Source organism: Streptomyces sp. TRM68416 (genome assembly GCF_014596915.1).
Classification (GTDB): domain Bacteria; phylum Actinomycetota; class Actinomycetes; order Streptomycetales; family Streptomycetaceae; genus Streptomyces.
In genome coordinates this window covers 340,271-365,691 of the sequence record NZ_JACVWU010000003.1, presented here as the reverse complement: position 1 = coordinate 365,691, position 25,421 = coordinate 340,271, and the positions used below count along the sequence as shown (strand labels likewise).

Sequence of the window (25,421 nt, the reverse complement as noted above, 5' to 3'; positions counted from 1 at the left end):
CATGCCCAACATCCCCGTGACCACCTGGTCCCTGGAGCAGGCCTCGCCGGCCGACCTCCTCCCGGCCGACGCGCCCGACGGCGACGTGCGGATCGTCCGCGCCGAGGTGCCCTCCCCCGAGTTCAGCCGCTTCCTGTACGCCTCCGTGGGCGGCGACGTCCGCTGGACCGACCGGCTCGGCTGGACGTACGCCCAGTGGCAGGAGTACCTGGACCGGCCGGGCGTGGAGACCTGGGTGGTGTACGACCGGGGCACTCCCGCCGGGTACATGGAGTTCGTGCCGCAGGACGACGGCGTGGTGGAGATCGTCCAGTTCGGGCTGATCCCCGCCTTCCGCGGCCGCCGGCTCGGCGGCCATCTGCTGGCGTACGGCACCGCCCGCGCGTGGGACCTCGCCGACCGCTGGCCGGGCCTGTCGCAGACGAAGCGGGTGTGGCTGCACACCTGCGACCTGGACGGCGAGCACGCCATGGACAACTACCGGCGCCGCGGCTTCCAGCTCTTCGACACCAAGGTCGAGGAGGAGCCGGTACGGCCGCTGACGGGCCCCTGGCCCGGGGCGCACCCCGCCTGACCTGCACGGGCGGACCCTGCCCCGCGATGTGACCAAGGACACCCTTTTCTCATTCTCCGAGACAAGGGTGTCCGCATAATGGACGAAGCTGGACTGTGTCCAGATCGCCATGACACGCTTCCGTCATGTCTGGAACTGGAATTGCCTTGGTGAGTCGGCGGCACGTCGACCTCGGCCGCATGTCCAGCGCCATGTGTCCGGCGCGCTGAGAGCACCTCCAGCTTCGCCCGACACCTCCCCGTTTGCCTGCTTTCCCGCGCACGGACGCGCCTGTCTGCCATGCGCCGAATGCGCAGGTCAAAGCCGTTTTCCCGCCTGTCCCGAAGGACGTATCCACCATGGCCGCCACCCCGCAGAAGCCTGCCGCCGCGACTCCCCGCCGCAAGGTGAGCCGTCACCGCGGTGAAGGCCAGTGGGCCGCGGGGCACTTCACCCCGCTGAACGGCAACGAGCAGTTCAAGAAGGACGACGACGGTCTCAATGTGCGGACACGCATTGAGACGATCTACTCCAAGCGCGGTTTCGACTCGATCGACCCCAACGACCTGCGCGGCCGCATGCGCTGGTGGGGCCTGTACACCCAGCGCAAGCCCGGGATCGACGGCGGCAAGACCGCGATCCTGGAGCCGGAGGAGCTGGACGACGAGTACTTCATGCTGCGCGTCCGCATCGACGGCGGCCGGCTCACCACCGAGCAGCTGCGGGTCATCGGCGAGATCTCGCAGGAGTTCGCGCGCGGCACCGCCGACATCACCGACCGGCAGAACGTCCAGTACCACTGGATCCGCATCGAGGACGTGCCGGAGATCTGGAACCGCCTGGAGGCGGTCGGCCTGTCCACCACCGAGGCCTGCGGCGACACCCCGCGTGTCGTGCTCGGCTCGCCGGTCGCCGGGATCGCCGAGGACGAGATCATCGACGGCACCCCGGCCATCGACGAGATCCAGCGCCGGATCGTCGGCAACAAGGCCTTCTCGAACCTGCCCCGCAAGTTCAAGTCCGCGATCTCCGGCTCGCCGCTGCTGGACGTGGCCCACGAGATCAACGACATCGCCTTCGTCGGCGTCGACCACCCCGAACACGGCCCCGGCTTCGACCTGTGGGTCGGCGGCGGCCTGTCCACCAACCCCAAGATCGGCGTCCGGCTCGGCACCTGGGTCCCGCTCGACGAGGTCCCCGACGTCTACGAGGGCGTCATCTCGATCTTCCGCGACTACGGCTACCGGCGGCTGCGCACCCGCGCCCGCCTGAAGTTCCTGGTCGCCGACTGGGGCGCGGAGAAGTTCCGCCAGGTCCTGGAGGACGAGTACCTGGGGCGCAAGCTGATCGACGGCCCCGCGCCCGCCCAGCCGGTGGAGCGCTGGCGCGACCACGTCGGCGTGCACCGCCAGAAGGACGGCCGGTTCTACGTCGGCTTCGCCCCGCGCGTGGGCCGCGTGGACGGCACCACCCTGACGAAGATCGCCGACCTGGCGGAGGCGCACGGCTCGGGCCGGGTCCGTACCACCGTCGAGCAGAAGATGATCGTCCTCGATGTCGAGGAGGCGCAGGTCGAGTCGCTGGTCGAGGCGCTGGAGGCGCTGGACCTGACCGCCAAGCCCTCTCCGTTCCGGCGCGGCACCATGGCCTGCACCGGCATCGAGTACTGCAAGCTCGCCATCGTCGAGACCAAGGCGCGCGGCGCCTCTCTCATCGACGAGCTGGAGCGCCGCATCCCGGAGTTCGACGAGCCGATCACGATCAACATCAACGGCTGCCCGAACGCCTGCGCCCGTATCCAGGTCGCGGACATTGGTCTCAAGGGCCAGCTGGTCCTCAACGACCGGGGCGAGCAGGTCGAGGGCTTCCAGGTGCACCTGGGCGGCGCCCTCGGTCTCGAGGCCGGCTTCGGCCGCAAGGTGCGCGGTCTGAAGGTGACCTCGGAGGAACTGCCCGACTACGTCGAGCGGGTTCTGAAGCGGTTCCAGGCCGAGCGCGAGGAAGGCGAGCGTTTCGCGGCGTGGGCCGCTCGCGCGTCCGAGGAGGCCCTGTCATGAGCGAGCGGGCCGCCCCTTTCTACTGCCCCTACTGCGGCGACGAGGACCTTCGTCCGTCCGAGCAGGGCCACGGCGCGTGGGAGTGCGCGGCGTGCAACCGGGCCTTCCAGCTGAAGTTCCTCGGGCTGCTCGCCCGGGGAGTCCGGCGGACCGAAGCGGGGGGAGACGCGATATGACGACCACCAGGGAAGACCGCGCCACGGAGGATCTCAAGGCGCTCGCCGAGCAGGCGGGCCGCGACCTGGAGGACGCCTCCGCGCTGGAGATCCTCCAGTGGGCGGCGGACACCTTCGGCAAGCGCTTCTGCGTGACCTCCTCGATGGAGGACGCGGTGGTCGCCCATCTCGCCTCCCGCGCGCTGCCCGGCGTCGACGTGGTGTTCCTCGACACCGGCTACCACTTCCCGGAGACGATCGGGACGCGGGACGCGGTGGAGGCGGTGATGGACGTGAACGTCATCACGCTCACCCCGCGTCAGACGGTCGCCGAGCAGGATGCGGAGTACGGCCCCAAGCTGCACGACCGCGACCCGGACCTGTGCTGCAAGCTGCGCAAGGTCCAGCCGCTGGAGGCGGGCCTGAAGGACTACGCGGCCTGGGCGACCGGCCTGCGCCGCGACGAGTCGGAGACCCGGGCCAACACCCCGGTCGTCGGCTGGGACGACAAGCGGCAGAAGGTCAAGATCTCGCCGATCGCCCGGTGGACCCAGGACGACGTCGACGCCTACGTCGCCGAGCACGGCGTCCTCACCAACCCGCTGCTGATGGACGGCTACACCTCCGTCGGCTGCGCCCCCTGCACCCGCCGCGTCCTGGAGGGCGAGGACGCGCGGGCCGGCCGCTGGGCCGGTCGCGCCAAGGTCGAATGCGGGCTGCACCTGTGACCACGACCCCGTTTCCGGAGAATCAGGAGAACCACGTGACGACCGGAGCCACCGTCTGGCTCACGGGTCTGCCGTCCGCCGGCAAGACCACGATCGCGTACGAGCTGGCCGGCCGGCTGCGCGAGGAGGGCCACCGCGTCGAGGTGCTCGACGGGGACGAGATCCGCGAGTTCATCTCGGCGGGCCTCGGCTTCAGCCGCGAGGACCGGCACACCAACGTGCAGCGCATCGGCTTCCTCGCCGACCTGCTCGCCCGCAACGGCGTCAAGGCGCTGGTACCGGTGATCGCGCCGTACGCCGACAGCCGCGAGGCGGTGCGCAAGCGCCACCAGGACAGCGGGACGGCGTACCTGGAGGTGCACGTGGCCACGCCGGTCGACGTGTGCTCCGTACGCGACGTGAAGGGGCTCTACGCCAAGCAGGCCGCGGGCGAACTGTCCGGGCTGACGGGGGTGGACGACCCCTACGAGGAGCCCGAGACGCCCGACCTGCGCATCGAGTCGCAGCACCAGACCGTGCAGGAGTCCGCGGCGGCCGTGTACGCGCTGCTCAGCGAAAGGGGACTGGCATGACGACCATCGCCGCTGTGGAGGAGGGCACGGAGGCCCCGTACTCCGTCTCCCACCTGGACGCGCTGGAGTCCGAGGCGGTCCACATCTTCCGTGAGGTGGCGGGTGAGTTCGAGCGGCCGGTGATCCTGTTCTCCGGCGGCAAGGACTCCATCGTCATGCTGCATCTGGCGCTGAAGGCGTTCGCCCCGGCGGCGATCCCCTTCTCGCTGCTGCATGTTGACACCGGCCACAACTTCCCCGAGGTCCTCGACTACCGCGACCGCGCGGTGGCCAGGCACGGGCTGCGGCTGCACGTCGCCTCCGTGCAGGACTACATCGACCGCGGGGTGCTCAAGGAGCGCCCGGACGGCACCCGCAACCCGCTGCAGACGCTGCCGCTCACGGAGAAGATCCAGAGCGAGAAGTTCGACGCGGTCTTCGGCGGCGGGCGCCGGGACGAGGAGAAGGCGCGCGCCAAGGAGCGGGTGTTCTCGCTGCGCGACGAGTTCTCCCAGTGGGACCCGCGGCGGCAGCGGCCCGAGCTGTGGAACCTCTACAACGGCCGGCACGCGCCCGGCGAACACGTCCGCGTCTTCCCGCTGTCCAACTGGACCGAGCTGGACGTCTGGCAGTACATCGCCCGTGAGGGCATCGAGCTGCCGGAGATCTACTTCGCGCACGAGCGCGAGGTGTTCAAGCGCAGCGGCATGTGGCTGACCGCGGGTGAGTGGGGCGGCCCGAAGGACGGCGAGACCGTCGAGAAGCGGCTCGTCCGCTACCGCACGGTCGGCGACATGTCCTGCACGGGCGCCGTCGACTCCGACGCGGTGAGCCTTGAGCAGGTCATCACCGAGATCGCCGCGTCCCGGCTCACCGAGCGGGGCGCCACGCGCGCCGACGACAAGCTGTCCGAGGCCGCGATGGAAGACCGCAAGCGCGAGGGGTACTTCTAACCATGAGCACGACCACGGAACTCACCGAGACGACCCTCCTGCGGTTCGCCACGGCCGGCTCGGTCGACGACGGCAAGTCCACCCTCGTCGGCCGGCTGCTGCACGACTCCAAGTCGGTGCTGGCCGACCAACTGGAGGCCGTCGAGCACGCCTCCCGCAACCGCGGCCAGGACGCCCCCGACCTGGCCCTGCTCACCGACGGCCTGCGGGCCGAGCGCGAGCAGGGCATCACCATCGACGTGGCCTACCGCTACTTCGCCACCCCGAAGCGCCGGTTCATCCTCGCCGACACCCCCGGGCATGTGCAGTACACCCGCAACATGGTCACGGGTGCCTCCACGGCCGAGCTGACGGTGATCCTCATCGACGCCCGCAACGGCGTCGTCGAGCAGACCCGCCGGCACGCGGCGCTGGCCGCGCTGCTGCGGGTGCCGCACGTGGTCCTCGCGGTCAACAAGATGGACCTCGTCGGCTACGAGGAGAAGGTCTTCGCCGCCATCGCCGAGGAGTTCACGGCGTACGCGACCGAGCTGGGCGTCCCGGAGGTCACCGCGATCCCGATCTCGGCGCTCGCCGGTGACAACGTGGTGGAGCCGTCCGCGAACATGGACTGGTACGGCGGCCCGACGGTGCTGGAGCACCTGGAGACCGTCCCCGTCACCCACGACCTGAGCCACTGCCACGCGCGGCTGCCCGTGCAGTACGTGATCCGCCCGCAGACCGCCGAGCACCCGGACTACCGGGGCTACGCGGGCCAGATCGCGGCCGGTTCGTTCCACGTCGGCGAGCAGATCACCGTGCTGCCCTCGGGCCGCTCCACCAAGATCGCCGGCATCGACCTGCTCGGCGAGCCGGTCGACGTCGCCTGGACCACCCAGTCGGTCACCCTCCTGCTGGAGGACGACATCGACATCTCGCGCGGCGACCTGATCGTGCCGAGCAAGGACGCGCCGCCGACCACCCAGGACATCGAGGCGACCGTGTGCCACGTCGCCGACGCCCCGCTCACCGTCGGCCACCGGGTGCTGCTCAAGCACGGCACGCGCACGGTCAAGGCGATCGTCAAGGACATCCCGTCCCGGCTCACGCTCGACGACCTGTCCCTGCACCCGCACCCGGGACAGCTAGTCGCCAACGACATCGGCCGGGTGAAGGTCCGCACCGCCGAGCCGCTGCCCGTCGACTCCTACGCCGACTCGCGGCGCACCGGTTCGTTCATCCTGATCGACCCGAACGACGGCACCACGCTCACCGCCGGCATGGTCGGCGAGTCCTTCGCCTCCCCGGAGCCCGTCAAGGACGAGGCCGAGGACGACGGCTGGGACTTCTGACCATGGACTCGACCGGGATCGGGCGACGCGCGGGCCGGCCGGCCCCCGTCGTCGCGGTCCCGGCCAGGAGCTGCTGAGGTAGGTCATGCCGGTTCTGCTCGTCATCGCCCACGGAAGCCGCGACCCGCGGCACGCCGCGACCGTGCACGCCCTGGTGCGGCACGTACGGTCGCTGCGGCCCGGGCTGCGCGTGGAAACCGGCTTCCTGGACTTCAACATCCCGTCCGTGCAGGGCGTGTTGGAGTCCCTGGCGGCGGAGGGTGTCCGCGACGTCGTCGCGCTGCCCCTGCTGCTCACCCGGGCCTTCCACGCCAAGGCGGACATCCCGGCGGTGCTGCGCGAGGCGCCGCCGCAGCTGCGGATCCGGCAGACGGAGGTGCTCGGCCCGTCGCCGCTGCTGCTGTCGGCGCTGGAACGGCGGCTGTACGAGGCGGGGTTGACGCCCGCCGACAAGTCCTCGACCGGGGTCGTGCTGGCCTCGGCGGGGTCCACCGACCCGGAGGCGATCGCAGTGATCGCAGAAATCGCGCGGGAGTGGCGGCACACCGGTTGGTGCGCCGTGCGGCCTGCGTTCGCCTCCGCATCCCTCCCCCGCACCGAGGACGCCGTGCGCGAGCTGCGGGCCCTCGGCTGCGAGCGGGTCGCCGTCGCCCCCTACGTCCTCGCCCCCGGCTTCCTGCCGGACCGCATCGCGCGGGGCGCCGCCGAGGCGGACGTACTCGCCGATGTGCTCGGCCCGGCGCCGGAGGTGGCGCGGCTGCTCCTGGAGCGCTACGACGCGGCGCGTGTGCCGGTGTTGGCGGCGGTGGGCGCCTGACGCCGGTCCGCTCCGCCGACGGGCCGTCCGCAGACGGTCACGCGGTCATCTCCACGAGCTTGACGACCGTGTTCCAGTTGCGGGTGGTGGCGATGACGCCCTTGTTCAGGCGCGGCTTGGAGAGGTGTTCGGCGAGCTTGGAGCGGCCCAGCCCGTTCGGGGCGTACAGGTACAGGGCGCGGTCGCCGAGCCGGAACTCCTCGGGCAGGTAGGCGGCTTGGTCGATCTCGGCGAAGCGCTCGGCGTCGACGGGTGCGGAGAAGTAGGTGACGTGGAGCTGCTTGCCCTCCAGCTCGGCGGCCGGGAAGGGGCAGTCCGCGACGATCGACGCGAGGTAGGCGTGGTCGCGCACGATGACGTCGACCGTGAAACCGAAGTGCTTCTCGACGGCCGCGGTGAGCTCGGCCGCGAGCGACTCCTCGTCGCCGTGGCCGGCGGTGAACACGGCCTGGCCACTCTGGAGATGGGTCCGTACGGCGTCGTGGCCGAGGCCTTCCAGGACGGCGCGCAGCTCGGCCATCGGAACCTTCTTGGCGCCGCCCACGTTGATCCCACGCAGCAGCGCCGCATACGTCGTCGTCATCCGGCCACGATATGCGACCCGGGTAGATGTAAGGGGCCTCCTCCTCCCCAGTGGGGAGGAGCCGGTATCCAGGGGGATGATTCCCGCCGGTCCCACTTCACCGGGCAGCACGACGAGATGGCTTTATCCGGCCCATACCTTCGAAACGAAAGGTGAGGGCAGGGGGCCGTCACCGTGCACGAGGGGGCAAGCCCGTCATGGGGAACGGAGACATACGGGTGCGGGGGCTGGCCGCACGGGCCGGCGGCTGGAGCGCCCGGCACCGATGGGCTGCCGTCGGGATCTGGGTGCTGTTCGTCGTCCTGGCGATGGGGCTCGGTTCGGCGGCCGGCCGGGTCGACGTGGACGAGAGCCAGGCGCTGAAGGGGGAGACGAAGGCCGCCGCGCAGATCATCGATGACGCCGGCATCGACGAGCCGGCCGGTGAGACCGTCCTGGTCCAGGCGAAGGACGGCGGTCTCAAGGCCACCGACACCGAGTTCCGTGCCGCGGTCACCGCGGTCATGGACGCCGTGCGGGCCACCGGCGAGGTCTCGGACGTGACCTCGCCGTACGACGCGGACACCGTGTCCGAGGACGGCCGCAGCGCGCTGGTGCAGTTCGACATGCGCGGCGAGGCGGAGACCGCGGGCGAGCGGGTCGAGCCGGTGCTGGACGCCGTGGCGAAGGTCCAGAAGGACAACCCGTCGCTGACGATCGAGCAGATCGGCAGCGCCAGCATGATGAAGACGTTCGACGACGCGTTCGGGGACGACTTCCAGAAGGCCGAGTACTCGGCCGTGCCCGTGGCCCTCGGCATTCTGCTCATCGCCTTCGGCGCGCTCGTCGCGGCGCTGCTGCCGGTGCTCCTGGCGATCACCGCGATCATGGCGACGATGGGTCTGATGGGCATCGTCAGCCATGTGATGCCGATGGGCGATGTCGCCAACTCGGTGATGCTGCTGGTCGGTCTGGCCGTCGGCGTCGACTACTGCCTGTTCTATCTGCGCCGGGAGCGCGAGGAGCGGGCCGCCGGGCGCGACCCGCAGACGGCGCTGCGGATCGCCGCCGCCACCAGTGGCCGCGCGATCGTCGTCTCCGGTGTCACGGTGTGCGTGGCGATGGCGGGCATGCTGTTCACCGGTATCGCCGACTTCGAGGCGATGGGTCTGGCCTCGCTGATGGTCGTCGCCGTGGCCATGGTGGGCTCGGTGACGGTCCTTCCCGCGCTGCTGTCGCTGCTGGGGCACCGGGTGGAGAAGGGCCGTATCCCCTTCCTGCACCCGGAGAGCAAGCTGCGCCGCAAGCGCCGCGGCGGCGTCAACCCGGAGAGCCGGTTCTGGACGGCCGTGCTCGGCGGTGTGCTGAAGCGGCCCGTGATGTCGGTGGTCGTGGCGGCCGGTGTGCTGCTCGCCGTCGCCGCACCCGCGCTGGGGATGAAGACCCAGAACCTCACGCTGGACCAGGAGTTCGGCGACTCGCTGCCGATCGTGCAGACGTACAACCGGGTCAACGACGCCTTCCCCGGCGGCTCCGAGCCGGCCGAGGTGGTCGTCAAGGCCGAGGACATCAACTCGCCCAAGGTGCAGGGCGCGCTCGCCGACTTCAAGAAGGAGGCCGTCGCCTCGGGTGCCTCGCGCGGCCCGGTCGAGATCAAGGTGCACGACGAGCAGAACCTGGCCTTCGTGTACGTCCCGCTGGTCGGCGGATCCGACCTCGACAAGGCGGGCGCGAGCCTGGTGAAGCTGCGCGACGAGGTGCGTCCGGCCACGCTCGGCAAGGTGGACGGGGTCGAGGCGCCGGTCACCGGGCAGGTCGCCGGCAGCCACGACTTCAACGAGCAGCTGACCGGCGCGGTCGCCCCGGTCTTCGCCTTCGTCGTCGTCTTCGCCTTCCTGCTGATGCTGCTGTCGTTCCGCTCGCTGACGATCGCGGTCACCTCGATCGTGCTGAACCTGCTCTCGGTGGGGGCGGCCTACGGCATCCTCGTCGCGGTCTTCCAGCACGGCTGGGGCGCGTCCCTGGTGGGCGCGGAGGGCGTCGGCGCCATCGTCACCTGGCTGCCGCTGTTCCTGTTCGTGATCCTGTTCGGCCTGTCGATGGACTACCACGTGTTCGTGGTCTCGCGGATCCGCGAGGCACGGCTGAAGGGCCGTGACACGAAGGACGCGATCCAGCACGGGGTGGTCACCACGGCCGGTGTCGTCACCAGCGCCGCGGTCATCATGGTCGCCGTGTTCGCGATCTTCGGCACGCTGTCCATGCAGTCCATGAAGCAGATGGGCGTCGGCCTGGCGGCGGCGGTGCTCATCGACGCGACGATCATCCGGGGCGTGCTGCTCCCGGCGGTCATGGCGCTGCTGGGCGAGCGCAACTGGTACCTGCCGAAGTCCCTGCGCTGGCTGCCGGACATGACGCACGACGAGGCGCCGGAGGTCGTGGCGCACGAGAGGAAGGACGAGGCGGAGCCCGTGGGGGTGTAGCTCCGCACTGAGCAGGGCCCGTCGGGACGGGGGTACCGACGGGCCCTTCGTCATGCCCGACGCGCGGGTACCGACTTGCCTCTCGTCATGCCCGACGCGCGGGCAGTTCGGCCTCGATGAGGTCGGCGGCGCGTCGGGTGCCGCCCTCCTCGGCCGTCTCCGCCTGGATCTCCTTCAGCTTCCGGGCGACCTCGGGGTCCGCCACCAGGGCGAGGGCCGCTGCGCGCAGGGCCTCGGCGGTGGCCTCCTCGGTGTCGAGCCTGCGGGCGACGCCGATCGCCTGGAGCATGTCCGCGTTGCCGAACTGGTCCACGGCCTGCGGTACGGCGATCATCGGGGTGGCCGTGGTCAGCCCCTCCTGGCTGCCGCCGGCGCCGGCGTGGGTGACGAACAGGTCGGCCTGCTTCAGGATCGCCAACTGCGGTACCCAGGAGCGTACTTCGACGTTGTCGGGTACGTCCCCCAGCTCGGCGGGGTCGACGTGCCGGCCGATCTGGAGCACCAGGTGCCAGCCGGGCAGGTCGGCGAAGGCCTTGACGCACTCGCGGTAGAAGCCGGGCTGCTTGGTGAAGGACGAGCCGAGGGAGACGAGCACCACCTTCTCGGCGTCGGCGGGCCGCTGCCAGTCGCCCTCGGCGGTGCGGTCGCCCTGGCAGGCGCCGACGAAGGTGTGGACCGTCCCGTCCACCCTGTCGGCGTGGGGCTGCAGCACCTTGGGGATGAGGACGAGGGACCGGGCCGGGCGGCCCACGAAGGCGTCGGGGTGCCGGGTGATCCCGTTCTCCTCCAGCCAGGCGTGGAAGCGGGCGTAGTAGGCCTGCCCGCGCTCGGTCTTCTTCGGCTCCTCCCACATCGGCGCGGCGACCTCCTCCTCGTAGCCGTCCCAGGCGACGAGGTTCGGCGAGAGGGAGACCGCGGGTACGCCCCAGCGGTGGGCGAGCACGCGGGCCGGGTACGAGGTGATGTCGTGCAGGACGAGGTCCGGCTCGTCGCCTTCGTACGCCTCGATCAGCTGCGGCAGCGCCTGGATGGCGTCGGCCAGGAACGGCTCGACGTTGTCCAGCAGGGTGCTGCCCCAGGCCTCGGGGTCGGCGTCGGGGCCGGGCAGGGTGGAGTTCCAGAGCCTGGGCTCGGCGCCGGTCTCGGCGACCTTGTCGGCGAACGCGGGCGGGATGGCGTAGGTGACCCGGTGCCCGCGCGCCACGAGCTCGCGGATCACCTCGAGGCTGGGGTTCACGTGCCCGTGGGCGGCGATGGAGAACATGGCGATGTGTGCGGGAGTGGTCATGCCGAGGACCCTAAACGAGACGATACGTCTCGTGCAACTCATAATGCCTCCCTGTTCGCGAGCACCTCGTGCAGCCGCGGCCACCGACCCCGAGAGGCCCGGTTCGACCAGGTGCCGCCAGCCGACGAGCCCGGCGGGGTCGAGCAGCGGGGTGGGGCGGCGCTCGATGCGCAGGACCCCGGCGTCGACGCGGGGCGCGGGCCGGAACCGCGTCCGGTCGACGCGTCCGACCAGCCGCCACTCGTACCGCGGCCGGCTGCGAACGGTCGGGAGGGGTAGGGAGGTTCTGGTGCGCCCGCGCCGATGTCAGCGGGCGTGGCTCCCCGGGCCGGTCAGGGCTTCCAAGGCCGTGGACAACCGAATTGCCTCAGCGCTGGTAGCGGGCGAGCACCAGGTTGCCGTCGTCCTCCAGCCGTTCGCGCAGCTCGCCGAGGCCGATGGCTCCGCTGTAGTACTCCTGGAAGGCGGGGGTGGCGACCTTGTCCTTCCACTCCGGATAGCCACGCACGGACTGGGCGGGTGCGGAGCGCAGGTGGGGGGCGAGGGCGGTGCCGGTCGCCCAGTCGTGCTCGGGGGTGCGCAGGGCCGGGTCCCTGAGTGCCTCGGTGCCGGTGGGGAGCATCCAGTCGCCGAGGGCGAGGCGGACCATGTTCTCGGGGCGCAGCAGGAAGTCGAGGAAGCGGGCCGCTTCCCGGCGGTGCGGGCTGTCCTCGGCGATGGACAGCGTCTGCGGGCTGACGCCCTGGGTGAGCCCGTCCGCGCCCGCCGGGGCGGGCAGCACCTGCCAGTCGAAGCCCTCCGGCGCCTGCTGCACGATCTGCTGGCGGTAGGAGAAGCCGAGCGGGACCATCGCGTACTTGCCGCCGAAGAAGCCGGGCAGGGTGTCCGAGCCGCCGCTGCCCAGGGTGGTGGGCGAGGCGCTGCGGTCGCTGGTGACCTGGTCGTGCACGGTACGCGGCATCACCTCGTCACCGGCCTCGAAGCGTACGGTCACCTTGCCGTCCGCGCCCCGGTGGAACAGCTGTCCGCCCGTCGACAGCGACAGGTTGAGGGTGGCGGAGACGGGGTCCTTCAAGGGCCAGGCCACGCCGTACTTCCCCACTCCGCTCAGCTCCTTGGTGATCCGTCGGAACTCCGGCCAGCTCCACGGCCGTTCGGGGGTCGGAATCCGTACACCGGACTCCTTCAGCCAGGTGGCGTTGGCGACGATCACCCGCGGTTCCTGGAGGAAGGGCACCCCGTAGATGCCGTCGCCGAAGGTCGCCGTCTCCCAACTACGCTGCGGGATGTCCGACTTCAGGCGGGCGGGCAGCAGGTCGGTCAGGTCGGCGAGATAGCCGCCGTAGGCGAAGTCCGCGAGGTCGTCGGAGGCGTCGTGGATGATGTCGGGTGCCTCACCGCCCTCGAAGGAGGTGAGCAGCTGGTCGTGGACGCTGTCCCAACTCCCCTGCACGTACTCGACCTTGATGTCGGGATGGGTGGCGTTCCACTCCTTCACCAGCTCCTTGTTGACCTGGACGGACTCCTGCTGCCAGGCCAGGGACTGGAAGCGGAGGGTGATCCGGCCGTCGTTCTCGGCGGGGCCGCTGCTGCAGCCGGCCAGCAGCAGGAGCAGGACGAGGATCCATCGCGCGCGCATCAGTTCTTCACCGCCCCGGCGAGCATGCCGCCCGTGATCCTTCGTTGGACGACGGCGAAGACGACCAGGGAGGGCAGCGTCGCGAGGAAGGCGGCTGCCGCCAGGGGGCCCAGGTCGGCGACGCCCTCGGCGCCGATGAAGTGGGTGAGGATCACCGGCAGGGTCTGTTTCTCGGGGGACTTCAGCAGGACCAGCGCGAAGAAGAACTCGTTCCAGGCGGTGACGAAGGCGAACATCGCGGTCGCCGCGATCCCCGGCGCGAGCAGCGGCGCGGTCACCGAGACGAGGGTGCGCAACCGCCCGGCCCCGTCGACGGCGGCCGCCTCCTCCAGTTCGGCCGGCACGGCCCGGACGTATCCGGCGAGCATCCACAGCGCGAACGGCAGCGCCCATACGACGTACACCAGGATCAGCCCGAACAGGGAGTTGACCAGCCGCAGTTCCTTCAGCACCAGGAACAGCGGGATGATCACCAGGACGAGTGGGAAGGCCTGGCTGACGACCACCCAGCCGGTGGCGGCGCGGGCGAGCCGGGTGCGGTGCCGGGCCATGACGTAGGCCATCGGGGTCGCGATCACCACCGCGATCAGGGCCGCCGAGGCCGCGGCGATCAGGGAGTTCGACGCCGCCTCCAGCAGCGGCTGTTCGTCGAAGGCCTGACGGAAGTTGTCCAGGGTGGGGTTCTCGGGGATCCAGGTGGGGTGCAGGCTGCCGAGTTCGCGGGGCGGTTTGAAGGCGGTGGAGATCAGCCAGAGGAAGGGGAAGGCGAGGAACACGAGATAGGCCAGCAGGGCGGCGTACTGGCCGATGCGGCCCGCGGTGCCGGTCCTCATGTCTCGTCACCTCCGCGCAGCCGTCCGGCCAGGAACAGCGCCAGCAGGACGGAGACCAGGGCCACCATCACGCATCCCATCGCCGCCGCGTAGCCGAACTGCCCGTAGCGGAAGGCCTCTTCGTAGGCGAAGAGCATCGGCAGGCGGGTGCGGCCGCCGGGTCCGCCGCCGGTCAGGACGTAGACCAGGGCGAACGAGTTGAAGTTCCAGATGAAATTGAGTGCCGTGATCGCGAGGGCGACCGGGCGCAGGGCGGGCCAGGTGACCGTCCGGAAGCGGCGCCAGGCGCCCGCGCCGTCCATGGCGGCGGCCTCGTGGAGTTCGCGCGGGGTGTTCTGCAGGCCGGCCAGGAGGGCGACGGTCGTGGTCGGCATCCCCGCCCAGACGCCCACGACGATCACCGCGGGCAGGGCGGTCGCGAGGCCGCTGAGCCAGTCGCGGCCGTCGCCGAGGCCCAGGTCGCGGAGGGTCTCGTTGAGGATGCCCGCGTCCGGGTTGTAGACGAGCCGCCACATCACGCCGACGACGACCTCGGGCATGGCCCAGGGGATGATCGCGAGGGCGCGGGCCGCCCAGCGCAGCCGGAGGTCCTGGTTGAGCAGCAGGGCGAGGCCCAGCGCGAGCAGGAACTGAGGCACGGTCACCCCGACGGCCCAGACCAGCCCGATCCGGAACGACTCCCAGAACAGCGTGTCGTGCAGCAGGTCCCGGAAGTTGAGACCGCCGATCCACTGGGTGGACCGGGTGCGTCCCGACTGGGAGTCGGTGAAGGCGAGCAGGATCCCGTACAGCAGCGGTCCGACGCTGAGCAGCAGGATCGGGATCAGCGCGGGCAGCACCAGGAACCAGGCTCCGCCCGCACGGGGCGCTCCTGACGCCGACCGCTTCCTCGCGGTCACCAAGGTCACGTGATCGGCTCCTCGCGCGGCTCGTGACGATCTCGGACGGGGCCTGGCCATGGTCGTGACCGGCGCATCCGGCGTCAAGCCACCGTGCACCCGGTCCGACCTGTGCGAATGCGAGACTGGCCGACGGACGACCACTCACCGAGGGCGACATGGAGGCGGACGATGGACGAGACCCGGGCGCGGGAGGTACTGGCCGCGGCGGGGGTGCTGCCCGGTTCGGCGCGGGACGCGGCGCTGCTCGCGCTCGGCGAGAACGCCGTGTTCGCCGCCGGTGACCTGGTCGTCAAGGTCGGACGGGACGCGGAGCTGCTGGAGCGGGCGCGGCGCGAACTGGACATCGCGGTGTGGCTGGCGAAGGCGGGCGTGCCCGCGGTGCGGGCGGCTGCTGCCGAGGCGCTGCTGGTCGAGGGACATCCGGTGACGGTGTGGCACCGGCTGCCCGATCCGGTACGGCCCGCCGAGCCGCGGGATTTGGCCGAACTGCTGCGGGTGGTGCACGCCCTGCCCGCGCCGCCGTTCGCCCTGCCGGCGCGGGAACTGCTGGGCGGGGTGGAGCGCTGGCTGCGGCTGGCGGGGGACGCGATCGATCCGGCGGACGCGGCGTATCTGCGGGAGCGCAGGGACGGTTTCGCGGGGGCGGCGGCCCGGCTGACGCCGGTGCTGCCGGTGGGGCCGATTCATGGGGACGCGTTGCCGCGGAACGTGTACGTCGGCCCCGACGGGCCGGTGCTGGTCGATCTGGAGACGTTCTCCTTCGATCTGCGGGAGCACGATCTCGTGGTCATGGCGCTGTCCCGGGACCGGTACGGGTTGCCTGCGGCGGCCTATGAGGGGTTCGTCTCGGCGTACGGGTGGGATGTGCGGGAGTGGGAGGGGTGCTCGGTGCTGCGGGGGGCGCGGGAGACGGCCAGTTGTGCGTGGGTGGCGCAGCATGCGGCGAGCAACCCGAAGGCGCTGGCGGAGTTTCGGCGGCGGGTCGCTTCGCTGCGGGACGGGGACGAAAGCGTGCGGTGGTATTCGTTCTGAGCGCCTAATGGGTGGGGGGTTCCTGTTTCGTGGGCGGCTGCGGGTTTGTTGGGGCTTGTCGCGCCCGCGCGGCGGTAGCCGCAAATTCAGCACAGCCCCGCGCCCCTAGGGGTTACACCTCACCTTGGATTGTTCGTGCTGCCCGTTTCAGTTCCGTGAGGACCGTGCGGAACGCCTTTCTTGCCGTGCGCTCGGGGCGGTAGAGGGCGTCCACGTGGCGGGTGGCCTGGACGCCGGTCAAGGGCTTGAGAACCAGGGCGGGGTGCGGGCGCACCGTGAAACGGGGCATCAGGGCCAGGCCGCCGCCCGCCGCGACCGCCTCGGCCACGACCGCGAACTCGTTGATGCGGTGGGCCAGATGGAGTCGGCGGCCCGCCGCGGCGGAGATCGCCTCGATGGTGGCCAGGACGGGGAAGCCGTCGTGCACGGTGATCCACGGCTCGTCCGCGACGTCGTTCGGGGTGACGCGGCGCTTGGCGGCGAGCGGGTGGTCGGCGGGCATGGCGACGTCGAGGGGTTCGCGCAGCAGGGTGGTCGCGGTCACCGAGTCGGGCCAGGGGACGGCGTGGGCCAGCCGGTGGGCGAGGACGAGGTCGTACTCGCGGGTCAGGCGCGGGAAGTCGTCCTGCACCACGTCCTCGTCGGCCAGCGCGAGCACCGGGTTGCCGGGGCCGGCGAGGGCGCGCAGGAGCAGCGGGAAGAACACCCCGCACGCGCTGTGGAACGCCGCCACCGAGACCCGCCCGTCGTTGCGCCCCACGAACTCCTCGACGCTGCCGCGGGCCCGCGCGAGCGCCGTCTCCACCTCGACCGCCGCGCCGGCCAGCGCCTGCCCCGCGTCGGTGAGGACCAGCCGTCTGCCCTGGCGCTCGGTGAGCGGCACGGGGATCGAGCGCTGGAGCAGCCGCAGTTGCTGGGAGATGGCCGACGGGGTCACCAGCAGGGCCTCGGCGACCGCGGTGACACTGCCCAGTTCGCCGAGTTCGCGCAGGATGCGCAGTTGTCGTTCGTCCACCTCCCCAGTGTAGGAGTCGATGAAGGAGTACTAAATGATCGTTTAAGAAAGACGTACTGGGCTTCAGGGACGGCGCCGGTGCACCGTAAGGGGGTGTCCGACGTCCGACGTACCGATGCGGTACTCCTCCTTGTCGCGATCGTCTGGGGATCCAGCTACCTCTCCGCCCAGACGGCCACCGCCGCCCTGCCCGTCCTGCTGGTGCTGTTCGCCCGCTACGCCCTGTCCGGGCTCGCCTGTCTCGGTCTCGTCGCCTCCGGGCGGGGGCCGCGCCGGTGGACCCGCGAGGAGGTGCGGGCCGGTGTGCCGCTCGGTCTGACCCAGGCCGCCGTCCTGGTCGTGGAGACGTACGGCGTCGCCCACACCACCGCGGCGAACGCCGGGCTCATCATCAGCCTGACCATCGTGCTCACCCCGCTGCTCGACCGCGCCGGCCGCCGCGGCGGACTGCCCGCCGCCTTCTACGCCGCGACCGGGGTGTGCGTCCTGGCCGTCGGACTGCTGATGTCCGGCAACGGCTTCCACGCCCCCCGCCTCGGCGACCTGCTGATGCTCGGCGCCGCGGTGGTGCGGGCCGGTCATGTCGTCCTCGTCGGACGGCTCACCGTCGGCCGGGCGATCCGTCCGCTGCACCTGACGACCGTGCAGACCCTCGTCGGCACGGTCCTGTTCCTGCCGGCCGCCGCGACCGACCTGCCGACCCTGGTCCGGGCCGACGGCGCGACCTGGGCCCAGTTGGTGTATCTCGCCCTGTTCTGCAGCGTGTTCGCCTTCCTGGCGCAGACCTGGGCCGTGCAGCGCACCTCCGCCAGCCGGGCCAGCCTGCTGCTGGGCACCGAGCCGCTGTGGGCGGTCGCGGTGGGGATCGCCCTCGGCGGCGAGCACCTCACCGCGCTCACCGGCCTGGGCGCCGCCCTGATGCTGACCGGCACCTACTGGGGGCAGGCCGTGGAACGGGCCCACCGCACGGCCGGCGCGCCCCGCCCCCTTGAGTCCCGTCCCGCCGAAGAGGATCCCGCATGCCGCACCACGACACTTACGAACACCTGATCGCCCTCCTCGACGCCGCCCACGTCGACTACCAGCTCCTCGACCACGAACCCGAGGGCGCCACCGAGGCCGTATGCGCGCTGCGCGGGCATCCCGCCGCGCAGGCCGCGAAGTGCCTCGTGCTCCGGGTCAAGGTGGACCGGCGCACCACCCGCCATGTCCTCGCGGTCGTCCCCGGGGACCGGCGGGTGGACCTGGACGCCGTCCGGACGCTGTACGCGGCGCGCTACGCCGGTTTCAGCGACGCGGAGACCGCCGAGCGGCTGGCCCGCTCGGTGCCGGGCACGGTCCTGCCGTTCAGCTTCGACCCCGAACTCGAAGTGGTCGCCGATCCCGAGGTGGTGGCCCAGCCGAAGCTGTACTTCAACGCGGCCCGCCTGGACCGGTCGCTCCTGATGTCGGGCGCCGACTACGCACGCCTGGCCAAGCCCCGCGTCGAACGGATCGCGGGCCCCGCCCCGCAGTGATCCGGCCCCGCCCCGCAGTGATCCGTGGCATCCGCCCCGCAGTGGTCACACCGTCTCGTCGGCCGGTTCTCGCAGCGGCCAGGTGCCGTCCACCACTGCCTCGGTGTCGCCCTTGCGGCGCAGGAAGCTCTGGAAGTCCGCCGCCCACTCGGCGTACCACTGGATCTGGCGGCGGTGCAGCTCCGCCGGGCCCAGGGCCGCGACTTTCGGGTGGCGCTCGGCTATCGCACCGGCCAGCCGGGCCGCGGCGAGGGCGTCGGCGCAGGCGTCGTGGGCGGCGTCGAGCGGAACGCCGTACTCCGTGCACACCGCTTCGAGGTTGCGCTTGCCGCGGCGGTAGCGGTCGGCCCAGCGGTCGATGGTGTACGGGTCGATGACGGGTGCGGGGTCCACGCCCCCCAGACGCTCGCGCAGTGACGGCAGGGCGTGTCTGCGCAGCTCGGCCGAGAGCAGGCTGAGATCGAAGGCGGCGTTGTAGGCGACGACCGGAACGCCCGTCTTCCAGTACCCCGTCAGGACGTCCGCGATGGCGTCGGCGACCTGGTCGGCGGGGCGGCCCTCGGCCGTCGCTCGCTCGTTGCTGATGCCGTGCACCGCGACCGCGTCCGCCGGGATCTCGACGCCCGGGTCCGCCAGCCACTCCCGGCGCCCGAGCGGCTGTCCGCCCCTGACCTCGATCACGGCGCCGGTGACGATGCGCGCCTCGCGCGGATCGGTGCCGGTCGTCTCCAGGTCGAAACCGATCAGCAGCTCACGGTGCCAGCCCATGGGCCGTCCCCCTTCTTGGTGGTGCTTTCCCCCAGTGGCCTCCACCTTCCCATGTGCCACTGACAATCAGAGGGCCGCCTTCCGCTTACCCGTGCCGAGCGGATCGGGTCAGCGCTGCGGAGCAGGTCAGGACACAGGGCGCGAATCCGCCCAGGCCACCTCGAACTCCTCACGGTATGTCGGAAAGAGCCCACCCTCATGCACTTCGTCCGACTTGACCACCCGGTTGCCGCCGCGCAGCACCAGCACCGGCGCCTCCATGCCACGGCTGCGGCGCAGATACGACTGCACGACCGCGATGCCGTCCGAGCCGTCCCCGTCGACGAGGTACGCCGTGAAGCGCGGGGTCTCGTCGTAGACCTGGATCTCGAAGGCGCCCGGGTCGCGCAGCCGGGAGCGCACCCGGCGCATGTGCAGGATGTTCATCTCGACGGAGCGGGCCAGCTCCCCGCGTTTGAGGCCCAGTTCGCGCTCGCGCCGCTTGACCGCGCTGGAGGCGGGGTTCATGAACAGCAGCCGCACCCGGCAGCCGGACTCGGCGAGCCGCACCAGGCGGCGGCCGGAGAAGTTCTGCACGAGCAGGTTGAGGCCGATGCCGATGGCGTCGAGCCGACGCGCGCCGCCGAAGATGTCCTCGGCGGGGAACTGCCGCAGCAGCCGCACCCGGTCGGAGTGGACCGCGACCACGTCGCCGTACCGGTCGCCGACCAGGTCCTCGACCGCGTCGACGGGCAGCCGCCGCGCGGACGGTACGTCGCCGCCCGCGCCGAGGATCTCCAGCAGCCGCGCCGAGGCCCGTTCGGCCTGGCCGAGGACGGCCTCGGACAGGGCCCGGTTGCGGGAGACGACGTTGCGGGTCACCTCCAGCTCGTCCAGGGCGAGTTCGACGTCGCGGCGCTCGTCGACGTAGGGCTCGAAGCACGGCCAGTGCTGCACCATCAGCTCGCGCAGTTGCGGCAGGGTGAGGAAGCTGAGGACGTTGTCGTCGGCCGGGTCGAGCAAGTAGCCCTTGCGGCGGCTGACTTCGCGTACGGCGACCGCGCGCTGGACCCACTCCTGTCCGGCGGGCCCGGCCGCGGCGACCACCCAGTCGTCGCCGTGGACGGGTTCGTAGATGGGACGCAGGACGGCGGCCACGACCGCGCGCAGCCGCTGTTCGACGAGATTCAGCCAGATGTAGGCCCGGCCGGCCCGCTGGGCGCGGGTGCGCACCTCGTGCCAGGCGTCCGCGTCCCAGTCCAGCTCCGGTCCGATCGCCCCCGCGTCCATCGGCCGTGCCAGGGACACCGTGCCGGGCGGGACGTCTGCGGAGTTCCCCTCGTGACCCTCGTCACCAGGGGGAAGCTCCAGCCCTCCCGAGCCCACCCGCGCACCGCCTTCCGCTCCCCCGAGCACTCCCCGTCCCAACGATCAAGGAAGGGTACTCCGGGAGCGGTCGGCGGTGCAGCCGGATGGACAGGGTCGTTTCTCAACTACCGAACTGCGGCAGCCCGTTCGCCCCGGCGAGCGCGGGCGGAGTGAGCGGATTCATAGCGGTGACGTCACGCGGGACGATCGACAGGCCCTGCCAGTGGACCGGCATCGGCTGCTGGTCCTCGTCCCGGGCTATGTGGTGGAAGCCCACGTTCACCCACACCACCGGGTTCTTCAGGGTTTCGCCGTTGACCCACTTGTCGACCGACTTGCCGTGCCCCGCGCCGCAGTTGAGCGGGTTCCCGCTGGCGTACTGCTCGCACTTGTTGTGCTGCGTGAAGTACACGTCGTGCTTGGTGAACCCGCGGCCGGTGTACTTGGCGTTGGGGCCGGGCACGAGCTCGTAGGAGCGCGGGTGGCCGTCCTTGTTCTTGCCGGTCGCGCTGACCACGCGCCACCAGCGCATGTTCTTGGCGTCGCCCGCGAGTTCCTTGGTGACCTTGGTGCGGGTGGTCTTGGTGGTGGGCGTGCGGCCGCCCTGTGCGGGCGGGCTGGTCTTCGAGTCGTACTGCTCGACACGGCCCTTGGAGGAGCCGTCCAGGCCGAAGCCGAGCCGCCAGAACACGTTGTGGCTGTGGCTGAGGACCTTGGCGCTTGAGCCCTTGCCGATCGGCCAGCCGCGGCCGTCGGCCGCGTTGTAGTCCTGCGGGGCGAGGCTGCCGGTGGCACCGACGTTCATGTGGATGGTGCCGTCGTCCTGGAAGCGCCACTCGGTGATGTACTCGTACCAGCTGACCTTGTTGACGGCGTAGACGAGCAGGTCCTTGCCCTGCTTCTGGTAGAGCTTGTCGGGCTTGTCCAGCGGCTGGTTGAGCATGCGGTACGCGTGCCCGCGCGCGCGTGTCGTGGTGCACAGGCCCTTGACCTTACGGGTCTCGGTGGACTCCGGGGCCCGGACCTTGACGGTCCTGATGGTGCCGCCCGGGCACTCGCCCGGCGCCAGGTTCTCCAGACCGTCGCCGAAGTAGTAGGTCGTCAGGTCCTCGTACTCCTCCGAGCCGTCGTCGTAGGGGACGTGGATCTGGGCCAGCTTGGAGCTGTTGAGCACCTTGATCGGCTTGGTCTCGCCGGGCGGCTGGTAGGTGATGTGCTCCAGGATCATTCCCGCCATGGCCTCGTGGCGCCAGCACATGCGCCAGGTCGTGCCGTTGGAGAGCTTCTGCTCGATGCGGTAGGCCGCGCTGCAGTCGGGGGCCGCTGCGGGGGCCGCCTGCGGCTGGGCGGCGGCCGGTCCGGCGCCCGCGGCGGCGCCCGCCGTCAGTCCGGCCACGGCGAGGGCGGCCAGGGCCGTCCGCGTACGGGCACGGCTCGCTCTGTTGACGCGCATGAAGAAATGACTCCCTTGCGTAAGGAGTGAGGTCGGAAAAGGAGAGGTGATCAGCGGTCGAGCTCGGCGACCGTGCGGGCGCTCAGGTCGATCACCAGGTGCCGCATGTCGATCCACGGACCGTTGAGGGCCTTCGGGAACAGCCGCGCGCAGCGGTGCTCGCCGCACTTGTCGAGGGCGGCGGGCTGGGCGCCCGGAGCGGCCCGGAAGACCATGCTGTCGAGCTCCAGCTGGTCCGGTGAGGTGAGCTCCTTGCCGGTGGCGTCCTTGTAGTCGGCCTTCAGGCCCGCGCTGAGCGGGCTGGCCAGCAGGATCCTCGCGGCCTCGGTGTTCTCGCTGCCGGTGAGCGGCGGCTGGACGCCGCGCTGGGTGGCGGTCTCCTCCACCTTTCCGGTGGCGAGGTTCACCGTCTTGGTGACGAGCGTGTCGTCCTTGTAGTCGTAGAACATCACGTCGGCGCGCCGGGGCGCGGACGGATCGTCGAGCTCGTCGGCCTCGGGCTCGGCCAGGTCGATGACGAGGCGCTGCGGGCCGCGGTCGCCCTCGACGTCCTCGCTGGACCTGGCCAGCCGCCGGTCCAGGGCGATCTGCTCCACGCGGGTCAGCTCGTCGTCGGTGAGCGGGTCGCTCCCGATGCCCTTGTCGCCCTCGGCCGGCGCCTGCTGGACGACGCCCGGCTCGGGGGCCTGGTCCTGGCCCTGGCCCGGCGTCTGTCCCGGTTCCGCTGTCTCCCCGTCGGCGCTCTGCTGGGCAGCGGTGTTCCTGTTCCCCGTGTCGTCGGCGCCCGCCGTGCCCGGCAGGGTGACCGCGACCATCGCTGCCGTCCCGGCCAGCGCTATGGCCGTACCCGCCACCAGCTTGCCCAAATGGCGGCGCACTGTCTTGCGCACGTCTCTCCCCCTACTCCCCCTGGTCGACGGGAGTATGTGATTGCCCCACTGGTTCGGCATACCGCGTATGCCTGGTCGCCCGGTAAGAGGGGCGTAAGTCATAGGTGGTTCCATCACTTTCGGGGAGACTCGGGGCCAAGGCGCCACCCACGGCGCGCTTCACCTGAAAGAGTCGAGTCCATGCAGGTCTGGCCTGGAGAGGCGTATCCACTCGGTGCCACGTACGACGGCGCCGGCACCAATTTCGCGGTCTTCACGGAGGCCGCGAACCGAGTAGAGCTGTGTCTGCTGCACGACGACGGTTCGGAGACGGCCGTGGAGCTGCGGGAGAGCGACGCGTTCGTGCGGCACGCGTACCTGCCGGGCATCATGCCTGGGCAGCGCTACGGCTTCAGGGTCCACGGGCCCTACGCCCCCGAACGCGGACTGCGCTGCAACTCCGCGAAGCTGCTGCTCGATCCGTACGCGCGTGCGATCAGCGGCTCGATCAGCTGGGGCGAGGAGGTGTACGGCTATCACTTCGACGCGCCCGACCGGCGCAACGACCTGGACTCGGCCCCCCACACGATGTCGTCGGTCGTGGTCAACCCGTACTTCGACTGGGGCGACGACCGGCGCCCACGGACCGAGTACCACCACACGGTGATCTACGAGGCCCACGTCAAGGGCCTCACCATGCGCCACCCGGGGCTGCCGGAGGAGCTGCGCGGCACCTACGCGGCGCTGGCGCACCCGGCGATCATCGAGCATCTGACCGAGCTGGGCGTGACGGCACTGGAGCTGATGCCCGTACACCAGTTCGTGAACGACCACCGTCTGGTGGACATGGGCCTGAACAACTACTGGGGCTACAACACGATCGGCTTCTTCGCCCCGCACAACGCCTACGCCTCCTGGGGCGACCGCGGCCAGCAGGTGCTGGAGTTCAAGTCGGCGGTGAAGGCGCTGCACGAGGCGGGCATCGAGGTGATCCTGGACGTCGTCTACAACCACACCGCCGAGGGCAACCACCTGGGCCCCACGCTGTCCTTCCGGGGCCTGGACAACCTGTCGTACTACCGGCTCACCGACGACCGCCGCTACTACATGGACACCACGGGCACCGGGAACTCCCTGCTCATGCGGTCCCCGCACGTCCTTCAGCTGATCATGGACTCGCTGCGGTACTGGGTCACCGAGATGCATGTCGACGGCTTCCGCTTCGACCTCGCGGCGACGCTGGCCCGGCAGTTCCACGAGGTGGACCGGCTGTCGTCGTTCTTCGACCTGGTGCAGCAGGACCCGGTGGTCTCGCAGGTGAAGCTGATCGCCGAGCCGTGGGACGTGGGCGAGGGCGGCTACCAGGTGGGCAACTTCCCGCCGCTGTGGACCGAGTGGAACGGCAAGTACCGCGACACCGTACGGGACCTGTGGCGGGGCGAGCCGCGCACCCTGGCGGAGTTCGCGTCCCGGCTGACGGGGTCGTCCGACCTGTACCAGGACGACGGGCGGCGCCCGCTGGCCTCCATCAACTTCGTCACCTGCCACGACGGGTTCACGCTGCACGACCTGGTGTCCTACAACCACAAGCACAACCACGCCAACGGCGAGGACAACCGCGACGGCGAGAGCCACAACCGGTCCTGGAACTGCGGGGCGGAGGGCGAGACCGACGACCCGGTGGTGCTGGAGCGGCGCAGGCGCCAGATGCGGAACTTCATCGCCACGCTGATGCTGTCCCAGGGCGTGCCGATGATCAGCCACGGCGACGAGTTCGCGCGCACCCAGAAGGGCAACAACAACGCCTACTGCCAGGACAGCGAGCTGGCCTGGCTGGCGTGGCCCGACGGCGAGGACGCCGACCGCGAGCTGCTGGACTTCACGCGCGCGATGGTGTGGCTGCGGCGGGACCATCCCGTCTTCCGCCGGCGCCGCTTCTTCCACGGCCGGCCCGTGGAGGGCACCCACGACGACTTGTCGGACATCGCCTGGTTCACCCCGCAGGGCAAGGAGATGACCCAGCGGGACTGGAACTCCACGCAGGCCTCGGCCCTCACGGTGTTTCTCAACGGCAACGCGATCTCCGAGCCGGGCGCGCGCGGGGAGCGCATCACCGACGACTCGTTCCTGCTGATGTTCAACGCCTCCCCGAAGACCCTCGACTTCGTGGTCCCGGTCAACCACGGTCGCCAGTGGCAGGTGATCGTGGACACCGCCCACACCGAGGGCATCCCACCCGGCACCGGCCCGAAGGTCCAGGCTGGCGACCGCCTCACCCTGGTGGACCGAAGCCTGACGGTGCTCCAGCGACCGGTCTAGCGGTGGGGCAGGGGCGGGTGCCGGTTCGAGCGGCACCCGCGCGCGTGCGGCCGGTTTCGGTGCCCGAGACCGGCCGCGCCGCCGTCACGGGGCCCAGGCAACGCCGGCCGGGCCGCCGGCGGGCCGGTTCGCCCTCGCGGAGGCCTCGGGGCGGGGCCGTGCGGCTCGGCGGGGCGTCCGGTGACGGCGACCGCGGGGCCCGGCCGCCGACGAGCGCGAGGATCGTCGCCTCGGCGAGTCGGCCGGGCG

23 protein-coding genes and 2 pseudogenes are annotated in these 25,421 nt (G+C 71.0%); 14 read left to right on the top strand and 11 right to left on the bottom strand.

Features of this window, described 5'->3' with window-relative positions; translation table 11 throughout:
- The first annotated feature begins 1 nt into the window (after window position 1).
- The 9 genes from ICC28_RS07040 to ICC28_RS07005 all read left to right on the top strand — a co-directional run bounded on the left by ICC28_RS07040 (window position 2) and on the right by ICC28_RS07005 (window position 7,145).
- Window positions 2-574 (top strand): GNAT family N-acetyltransferase, encoded by a 573-nt coding sequence (locus ICC28_RS07040; RefSeq protein WP_188287543.1) that lies wholly within the window; start codon window positions 2-4, stop codon window positions 572-574.
- A gap of 125 nt (window positions 575-699) precedes the next feature.
- Complete coding sequence (locus tag ICC28_RS41225; protein ID WP_317453974.1) at window positions 700-783, top strand: putative leader peptide; 84 nt, start codon at window positions 700-702, stop codon at window positions 781-783.
- Window positions 784-912: 129 nt separating this feature from the next.
- Entirely contained in the window at window positions 913-2,610 is a 1,698-nt protein-coding gene (locus ICC28_RS07035; RefSeq protein ID WP_188287542.1) for a nitrite/sulfite reductase, read from the top strand.
- A complete protein-coding gene (locus ICC28_RS07030) occupies window positions 2,607-2,786 on the top strand; it encodes a hypothetical protein (RefSeq protein ID WP_188287541.1) in 180 nt (59 codons plus the stop codon). The genes ICC28_RS07035 and ICC28_RS07030 overlap by 4 nt, the downstream gene beginning before the upstream one ends.
- Window positions 2,783-3,493 carry a phosphoadenylyl-sulfate reductase gene (locus tag ICC28_RS07025; protein WP_188287540.1) on the top strand — a complete coding sequence of 237 codons (711 nt, stop codon included), beginning with the start codon at window positions 2,783-2,785 and terminating at the stop codon, window positions 3,491-3,493. Before ICC28_RS07030 ends, ICC28_RS07025 begins: the two co-directional genes overlap by 4 nt.
- A gap of 35 nt (window positions 3,494-3,528) precedes the next feature.
- Complete coding sequence (gene cysC, locus ICC28_RS07020) at window positions 3,529-4,065, top strand: adenylyl-sulfate kinase (protein ID WP_411158571.1); 537 nt, start codon at window positions 3,529-3,531, stop codon at window positions 4,063-4,065.
- Window positions 4,062-4,997 (top strand): sulfate adenylyltransferase subunit CysD, encoded by a 936-nt coding sequence (gene cysD, locus ICC28_RS07015; RefSeq protein WP_188287538.1) that lies wholly within the window; start codon window positions 4,062-4,064, stop codon window positions 4,995-4,997. Before cysC ends, cysD begins: the two co-directional genes overlap by 4 nt.
- Before the next feature lie 2 nt (window positions 4,998-4,999).
- The gene (locus ICC28_RS07010) at window positions 5,000-6,328 is read left to right on the top strand and encodes a sulfate adenylyltransferase subunit 1 (RefSeq protein ID WP_188287537.1); all 1,329 of its coding nucleotides are present in this window, start codon (window positions 5,000-5,002) and stop codon (window positions 6,326-6,328) included.
- A gap of 85 nt (window positions 6,329-6,413) precedes the next feature.
- Window positions 6,414-7,145: a sirohydrochlorin chelatase gene (locus ICC28_RS07005; RefSeq protein ID WP_188287536.1), complete on the top strand. Its 732-nt coding sequence runs from the start codon at window positions 6,414-6,416 to the stop codon at window positions 7,143-7,145.
- A 37-nt stretch (window positions 7,146-7,182) separates the two neighbouring features.
- Here ICC28_RS07005 and ICC28_RS07000 read toward each other — a convergent pair whose 3' ends face one another.
- Complete coding sequence (locus ICC28_RS07000) at window positions 7,183-7,728, bottom strand: DUF1697 domain-containing protein (protein WP_188287535.1); 546 nt, start codon at window positions 7,726-7,728, stop codon at window positions 7,183-7,185.
- A gap of 197 nt (window positions 7,729-7,925) precedes the next feature.
- On the opposite strand from ICC28_RS07000, the gene ICC28_RS06995 reads away from it, so the two are divergent.
- On the top strand, window positions 7,926-10,190 hold the full coding sequence (locus tag ICC28_RS06995) for an MMPL family transporter (protein ID WP_188287534.1): 2,265 nt from the start codon (window positions 7,926-7,928) through the stop codon (window positions 10,188-10,190).
- A gap of 85 nt (window positions 10,191-10,275) precedes the next feature.
- Here the strand turns inward: ICC28_RS06995 and mgt are convergent.
- The 5 genes and pseudogenes from mgt to ICC28_RS06975 form a co-directional block, all read right to left on the bottom strand.
- Window positions 10,276-11,515: pseudogene (mgt, locus tag ICC28_RS06990) on the bottom strand (macrolide-inactivating glycosyltransferase).
- A gap of 14 nt (window positions 11,516-11,529) precedes the next feature.
- A pseudogene (locus ICC28_RS41435) lies at window positions 11,530-11,751 on the bottom strand (rRNA adenine N-6-methyltransferase family protein); the annotation flags it as partial.
- Window positions 11,752-11,845: 94 nt separating this feature from the next.
- Window positions 11,846-13,117: an ABC transporter substrate-binding protein gene (locus ICC28_RS06985; RefSeq protein ID WP_188287532.1), complete on the bottom strand. Its 1,272-nt coding sequence runs from the start codon at window positions 13,115-13,117 to the stop codon at window positions 11,846-11,848.
- Window positions 13,117-13,950: a carbohydrate ABC transporter permease gene (locus ICC28_RS06980; protein ID WP_188287531.1), complete on the bottom strand. Its 834-nt coding sequence runs from the start codon at window positions 13,948-13,950 to the stop codon at window positions 13,117-13,119. The genes ICC28_RS06985 and ICC28_RS06980 overlap by 1 nt, the downstream gene beginning before the upstream one ends.
- On the bottom strand, window positions 13,947-14,858 hold the full coding sequence (locus tag ICC28_RS06975; RefSeq protein ID WP_188287530.1) for a carbohydrate ABC transporter permease: 912 nt from the start codon (window positions 14,856-14,858) through the stop codon (window positions 13,947-13,949). The genes ICC28_RS06980 and ICC28_RS06975 overlap by 4 nt, the downstream gene beginning before the upstream one ends.
- A gap of 162 nt (window positions 14,859-15,020) precedes the next feature.
- On the opposite strand from ICC28_RS06975, the gene ICC28_RS06970 reads away from it, so the two are divergent.
- Window positions 15,021-15,884, top strand: a complete 864-nt coding sequence (locus tag ICC28_RS06970) for a phosphotransferase enzyme family protein (RefSeq protein WP_188287529.1) — start codon at window positions 15,021-15,023, stop codon at window positions 15,882-15,884.
- Between the two features lie 112 nt (window positions 15,885-15,996).
- Here ICC28_RS06970 and ICC28_RS06965 read toward each other — a convergent pair whose 3' ends face one another.
- On the bottom strand, window positions 15,997-16,899 hold the full coding sequence (locus ICC28_RS06965; RefSeq protein WP_188287528.1) for a LysR family transcriptional regulator: 903 nt from the start codon (window positions 16,897-16,899) through the stop codon (window positions 15,997-15,999).
- 93 nt (window positions 16,900-16,992) lie between these two features.
- On the opposite strand from ICC28_RS06965, the gene ICC28_RS06960 reads away from it, so the two are divergent.
- The gene (locus tag ICC28_RS06960) at window positions 16,993-17,949 is read left to right on the top strand and encodes a DMT family transporter (protein ID WP_188287527.1); all 957 of its coding nucleotides are present in this window, start codon (window positions 16,993-16,995) and stop codon (window positions 17,947-17,949) included.
- On the top strand, window positions 17,919-18,416 hold the full coding sequence (locus ICC28_RS06955; RefSeq protein WP_188287526.1) for a YbaK/EbsC family protein: 498 nt from the start codon (window positions 17,919-17,921) through the stop codon (window positions 18,414-18,416). The genes ICC28_RS06960 and ICC28_RS06955 overlap by 31 nt, the downstream gene beginning before the upstream one ends.
- Window positions 18,417-18,461: 45 nt before the next feature.
- Here ICC28_RS06955 and ICC28_RS06950 read toward each other — a convergent pair whose 3' ends face one another.
- The 4 genes from ICC28_RS06950 to ICC28_RS06935 form a co-directional block, all read right to left on the bottom strand.
- Window positions 18,462-19,184: a 3'-5' exonuclease gene (locus ICC28_RS06950; protein ID WP_188287525.1), complete on the bottom strand. Its 723-nt coding sequence runs from the start codon at window positions 19,182-19,184 to the stop codon at window positions 18,462-18,464.
- 126 nt (window positions 19,185-19,310) lie between these two features.
- On the bottom strand, window positions 19,311-20,549 hold the full coding sequence (locus tag ICC28_RS06945) for an SAV2148 family HEPN domain-containing protein (RefSeq protein WP_188287524.1): 1,239 nt from the start codon (window positions 20,547-20,549) through the stop codon (window positions 19,311-19,313).
- Between the two features lie 103 nt (window positions 20,550-20,652).
- Window positions 20,653-21,984 (bottom strand): copper amine oxidase, encoded by a 1,332-nt coding sequence (locus ICC28_RS06940; RefSeq protein WP_188287523.1) that lies wholly within the window; start codon window positions 21,982-21,984, stop codon window positions 20,653-20,655.
- A gap of 50 nt (window positions 21,985-22,034) precedes the next feature.
- Complete coding sequence (locus ICC28_RS06935; RefSeq protein ID WP_188287522.1) at window positions 22,035-22,874, bottom strand: Tat pathway signal sequence domain protein; 840 nt, start codon at window positions 22,872-22,874, stop codon at window positions 22,035-22,037.
- A 180-nt stretch (window positions 22,875-23,054) separates the two neighbouring features.
- Between ICC28_RS06935 and glgX the strand changes: the two genes are divergently transcribed.
- Complete coding sequence (glgX, locus tag ICC28_RS06930) at window positions 23,055-25,172, top strand: glycogen debranching protein GlgX (RefSeq protein ID WP_188287521.1); 2,118 nt, start codon at window positions 23,055-23,057, stop codon at window positions 25,170-25,172.
- The last annotated feature ends 249 nt before the right edge of the window (window positions 25,173-25,421 follow it).